We start from the raw sequence: 5,498 nt of genomic DNA, 5'->3' as shown, positions 1-5,498 counted from the left end.
AAATTTGTGCGCGCTCGTCGTAGGTCATTCGAACGTGATCCATTTGATAGGCCCAGGCGACCTTGTTAGCGCTTTGAAGCAGCATCGGAATAAAACCTCGAAAAAAGTGCTTGTGTCGGTAACAGGTAACGCCGCCGCGCAGCTGTTACCTGTTACCCGCATGGCGGTAGCCCGGTAGCAGTCCAAACAAGCCTGTCCCCGCCTCACGCACGAAGAATTTCTTGTGTTTCGCTCGCGTGGCCATCCGACTGGAAAGTGTAGCGGCATCCAGAATCTCGCCGCGCTTCGTTGCTGTCTCCATTAGGCCGCTGGGCAACGCGGCTAGAAGCTCCGCTGGATGGAAACTCCTTACACCGTTGCCCTTGCTGGCCGTGCGCTGCATCCAGTCGTGGATTTCCACCATGACTTGGTCCCAGACTTTGCCGGATAATTTACGCTCATCGCGCCGGATGCCAGCAGACCCTTCGCCTACGGCGCTGACGGCCCTCCGCTTCCTGGTGAGCCCCTTGATCTGTTCCCGCGCTACCGCGAGCTCGCACGCAAGCTGCTCGGCGCGGCGCTCTGCTGCCGCAATTCGCGATTCAGCAACATCGGCTAGAGTGAGACCCTCGTCACGGAGCCCCTCTTCACTTGCTCGAAGGGCCTCGAACCGAGCTGTAGCCTCCTGCATGGACTGTTCCCAAAGGACCTTACCTAATGCAGCCAGCTGACGTTGAAGAGCTTCAGGGAGACCGGCACTCTCCAGAGTGTGCTGGTAGGATCGATCTGCTTTCCAAGATGCCAGATGCTCGCCAATCGATCGGTAAGAGCCGCCGTTCACAAGCATCTTCTGAACGCTTCGGACTGAGACGCGCTTAGCGCTATCCCTGATTTGGTCGGCAACTTCGTAGACTTCTTCTCTCGTAGGCATAGGCACCTCCAGCAAACGCAACTTGGCGGTGCACTGGTGAAGGCGAGGTTGACCAAGGCCCACGGGCTGTGAATGCCGAACAATAGAGTTTCCGCATCCTTTCCCGAGAACGTCGACGTTTTATCGGAAGTCCCTCGTCTTTACCTTGATCGTGTCGATGTGCAGGTCCGGGATGTAGATGTCGCGCGTCCGCATTCCTTTCGGCGGTAGGTCGCGCGGGTCGGGGGTTGGCGAGCCATGGTGGAACTCGTCGCCGCGTCCGTGAGGAAGCGGGAATGGCTGATCCCGTTTGCCAACGCCGGCGAGATCGGCAGATAGGTCCGTGAGCCTCTGTGCCACCAGGTGCACGACCTCCCCCTCACGCTGAATGCGCCCGCGCACGGCGATCATCCCGGCCGACAGGATCGTCCGGCGAAAGCGCTCGAACACCTTCGGCCAGACCACAAGGTTGGCGATACCGCTCTCGTCCTCGAGGGTGATGAACATCACACCCTTGGCCGAGCCCGGCCGCTGCCTCACCAGCACGATGCCGGCGGCTTCGAGCCAGCGTCCGTCGCGCGCGTCCATTGCGGCCTGACAGGTGACGATGCCCCTGCGCTGAAGATCCTGCCGCAGGAATGAGACCGGATGATCGCGAAGCGACAGCCCGACATGGCGATAGTCCTCGACCACATCTCCTCCGGTCGCCATAGGCCGGAGTGCGATGGCAGGCTCAGGCGTTTCATCGGCGTGCTTATCCGCAGCCGCAGCGAACAGGGGCAGCGGCTCGTCGCGCAGAACCCGGATTGCCCAGAGCGCCTCTCTTCGCGCCAACCTGAGGCTGGGCCGGAATCCGTCAGCCTCGGCGATCTGCGCCAACGCTGCCACGGGCACCCGAGCCCGGCGCCAGAGATCCTCGATCGACTTGAACGGAAGGCGGGCGCGGGCCGTGATGATCGCGGCAGCATGAGCGTTGGCGAGCCCCTTGACCATCCTGAGCCCCAGGCGAACGGCGAACTGCCTCTCGTCGCCGGTCGGCTCCAGCGTGCAGTCCCAGCGAGACGCGTTTGCGCACACAGGCCGAACCTCGACGCCGTGATCGCGGGCATCGCGCACGATCTGTGCAGGAGCATAGAAGCCCATGGGCTGGCTGTTCAGGAGCGCGGCGCAGAACACGTCCGGATGCCAGCATTTCAGCCAGGCCGAGGCGTAGGCGATCAGAGCGAAGGAGGCCGCATGGCTCTCAGGGAAGCCGTAGGAGCCGAAGCCTTCGAGCTGTCGGAAGGTCTGCTCGGCGAACTCGGCCTCGTAACCGTTGGCGACCATGCCGGCGACGAGCTTCTCCTTGAACTTCGACACGCCGCCCGTAAACTTGAAGGTCGCCATGCTCTTGCGCAGCATGTCTGCCTCGCCGGGCGTGAAGCCGGCGCATTCGATCGCGACCCGCATCGCCTGCTCCTGGAAGAGCGGCACGCCGAGTGTCTTGCCGAGTACCTTCTCCAGTTCGGGCTTGGGATAGTGCACCGGTTCGCGGCCCTCGCGTCGGCGCAGATAGGGATGGACCATGTCGCCCTGGATCGGACCTGGCCGGACGATGGCGACCTGGACGACGAGGTCGTAGTAGGTGCGGGGTTTCAGCCGGGGCAGCATCGACATCTGCGCTCGGCTCTCGATCTGGAAAGTCCCGAGCGTGTCGGCCTTGCGGATCATCGCGTAGGTCCGTGGATCCTCGGCCGGGATGGAGGCCAGGTCGAGCGCGATACCTTTGTGGGCGGCGAGCATGTCCAGGCCTCGCTTCATGCAGGTCAGCATGCCCAACGCGAGAACGTCGACCTTCATGAACTTCAGAGCGTCGATGTCGTCCTTGTCCCATTCGATGACCTGACGATCGGCCATGGCGGCCGGCTCAATCGGGACAAGGTCATCGAGGCGGTCATGGGTGAGGACGAAGCCACCGGGATGCTGCGAGAGATGCCGCGGGGTGCCATGTAGCTGGCGGGCGAGATCGAGCGCCAGGCGCAGCCGTCGGTCGGCCAGGTTGAGGTTGAGCTCCTCGACGTGTCGCTTCTCGACGCCCTCCTCGGACCAGGCCCAGACCTGTGACGAGAGCGTCCCGATCAGGTCCTCGGGCAGGCCCAGCGCTTTGCCGACGTCGCGCAAGGCACCCTTGGTTCGGTAGCGGATGACGGTCGAACACAGGGCCGCGTGATCCCGGCCATAGGTGTCGAACACCCACTGCTGTGTTTCGGCGTGCAAGTTTGACCCCATGAGGCGGGGGATCGGCGTCCAACTTTGACCCCCTTGAGCCGGTTTCGGTGAGACTGCCCATCCTGGTTTCGGATGGGCGGGCGGGGGATGAAGGGCGTGGATACGATTGCGCGGATCCGGCGCGAGTTTTCGATCCGCGGGAAGACGATCAAGGAGATCGCCCGCGAGCTGCACGTCTCTCGGAACACGGTGCGCAAGGTGCTGCGCTCTGGCGCGACGTCGTTCGAGTATGAGCGGAAGGTTCAGCCGCAGCCGAAGATAGGGCCCTGGCGCCCTGAGCTGGATCGGCTGCTGATGGCGAACAACGGCAAGCCGGCCCGCGAGCGCCTGACGCTGATCCGTCTTTTTGAAGAGCTGCGGGATCTCGGCTACGAGGGCGGATACGATGCCGTTCGTCGCTATGCGCGAGGCTGGCGCCGCGAGCAATCCGCCGTCACAGCCGACGCCTATGTGCCTTTGAGCTTCGCGCCCGGCGAGGCCTACCAGTTCGACTGGAGCCACGAGATCGTCGTCATCAATGGCGCCACGACCCAGGTGAAGGTGGCGCATGTCCGGCTTTGTCACTCGCGCATGCTGTTCGTGCGGGCCTATCCACGCGAGAGCCAGGAGATGGTCTTCGACGCCCATGACCGCGCCTTCGCCTTCTTCAAGGGCGCCTGCACGCGCGGCATCTACGACAACATGAAGACCGCGGTGGAGACGATCTTCGTCGGCAAGGAGCGGGCCTATAACCGCCGCTTCCAGCAGATGTGCAGCCACTATCTGGTCGACCCTGTCGCCTGCACGCCAGCCTCGGGCTGGGAGAAGGGGCAGGTCGAGAACCAGGTCGGGCTCGTGCGCGAGCGCTTCTTCGCCCCGCGCCTGCGGGTCAAGAACTACGACGAGTTGAACGCTTGGCTGCTGGATCAGGTGCTCCGCTACGCCAAGGCCCACCGCCATCCGGAGCAACGTGACCGCACGATCTGGGAGATGTTCGAAGCCGAGCGCCCGAGCCTGGTGCCTTACGCGGGGCGGTTCGACGGCTTCCACTCACTGCCAGCCTCGGTGTCGAAGACCTGTCTCGTGCGCTTCGACAACAACAAGTACTCGGTCATCGCGAGTGCGGTCGGGCGCCCCGTCGAGATCCGCGCCTATGCCGATCGGATCGAGCTGCGCCAGGACGGGCGTATCGTCGGCGAGCATTCCCGCTGCTATGGCCGCGACCAGACGATCTACGATCCCTGGCACTATGTCCCGGTACTGGCTCGCAAGCCGGGCGCCCTGCGGAACGGAGCGCCCTTCAAGGACTGGGTCTTGCCCGGCGCGATCGACCGGGTCCGGCGCAAGCTCGCGGCCGTTCAAGACGGCGACAGGCAGATGGTCGAGATCCTCACCGCGGTGCTGAGCGACGGATTGTCCGCCGTCGAAGCCGCCTGCGCGGACGCTCTGCGGCAAGGCGTCCACTCCGCCGACGTGATCATCAACATCCTGGCCCGGCGCCGCGAGCCGGCGGCAGCGATCACGATCATGACGCCCGATGCCTTGCGCCTGCGCCATGAGCCCGCCGCCGATTGTGCCCGCTACGACAGCCTCAGGAGAGCCGTGTGATGGAACGCTCGGAGATTCTCGCCACCATGGGCGAGCTCAAGCTCTATGGCATGAAGGCCGCCTTCGACGAGATCATCGCCTCGGCGGTGAAGCGCCAGCACGAGCCGCAGCGCGTCGTCGGCGATCTGCTCGCCGCCGAGATCGCCGAGAAGCAGGCTCGTTCGATCAAGTATCAGATCACCATCGCCAAGCTGCCGCTCGCCAAGGATGTCGCCGACTTCGCCTTCGACGGAACCCCGATCAACGAGACCCTCGTTCATGATCTCGCCGGCGGCAACTTCCTGGCGCACCAGCGCAACGTTGTCCTCGTCGGCGGGACTGGGACCGGCAAGACCCATCTCGCCATCGCGATCGCCCGGGCATGCATCCGTGCCGGTGCTCGCGGCCGCTTCTTCAACGTCGTCGATCTCGTCAACAAGCTCGAGGCCGAAGCCCGCGCCGGCCGCCAGGGCCGCATGGCCGATTATCTCGCACGCATGGACTTCATCGTCCTCGACGAACTCGGCTATCTGCCCTTTGCCCAGTCCGGCGGACAACTGCTCTTCCACCTGGTCAGCAGGCTCTACGAGCAGAGCTCCGTCATCGTCACCACGAACCTCGCCTTCGGCGAATGGCCGTCCGTCTTCGGCGACGCCAAGATGACCACCGCGCTCCTCGACCGGCTCACCCATCACTGCGACATCGTCGAGACCGGCAACGAGAGCTGGCGCTTCAAGAACAGGCTCTGAGTTCCCCGCACACCACCGATCCGGAG

3 protein-coding genes and 1 pseudogene are annotated in these 5,498 nt (G+C 64.0%); 2 read left to right on the top strand and 2 right to left on the bottom strand.

Features of this window, described 5'->3' with window-relative positions:
* Positions 1-145 precede the first annotated feature (145 nt).
* Both J0J10_RS00020 and J0J10_RS00015 read right to left on the bottom strand, forming a co-directional pair.
* Entirely contained in the window at positions 146-910 is a 765-nt protein-coding gene (locus J0J10_RS00020; RefSeq protein WP_291644243.1) for a DNA-binding protein, read from the bottom strand.
* A gap of 120 nt (positions 911-1,030) precedes the next feature.
* A pseudogene (locus tag J0J10_RS00015) lies at positions 1,031-3,136 on the bottom strand (error-prone DNA polymerase); the annotation flags it as partial.
* Positions 3,137-3,244: 108 nt separating this feature from the next.
* Between J0J10_RS00015 and istA the strand changes: the two are divergent.
* Both istA and istB read left to right on the top strand, forming a co-directional pair.
* Positions 3,245-4,744, top strand: a complete 1,500-nt coding sequence (gene istA / locus J0J10_RS00010; RefSeq protein WP_151612121.1) for an IS21 family transposase — start codon at positions 3,245-3,247, stop codon at positions 4,742-4,744.
* On the top strand, positions 4,744-5,472 hold the full coding sequence (gene istB, locus J0J10_RS00005) for an IS21-like element helper ATPase IstB (protein ID WP_151612119.1): 729 nt from the start codon (positions 4,744-4,746) through the stop codon (positions 5,470-5,472). Before istA ends, istB begins: the two co-directional genes overlap by 1 nt.
* Positions 5,473-5,498 lie beyond the last annotated feature (26 nt).

It is taken from the genome of Allobosea sp. (assembly GCF_017308075.1).
In the GTDB taxonomy this organism is placed as follows: Bacteria; Pseudomonadota; Alphaproteobacteria; order Rhizobiales; family Beijerinckiaceae; genus Allobosea.
The sequence above is the reverse complement of the archived record's forward strand: the minus strand, read 5'-3'. Positions and strand labels throughout refer to the sequence as shown.

Excerpts from the sequence above, each read along its gene's own strand:
- istA (WP_151612121.1), top strand. The coding sequence starts at position 3,245 with ATGAAGGGCGTGGATACGATTGCGCGGATCCGGCGCGAGTTTTCGATC.
- J0J10_RS00020 (WP_291644243.1), bottom strand. The coding sequence starts at position 910 with ATGCCTACGAGAGAAGAAGTCTACGAAGTTGCCGACCAAATCAGGGAT.
- istB (WP_151612119.1), top strand. The coding sequence starts at position 4,744 with ATGGAACGCTCGGAGATTCTCGCCACCATGGGCGAGCTCAAGCTCTAT.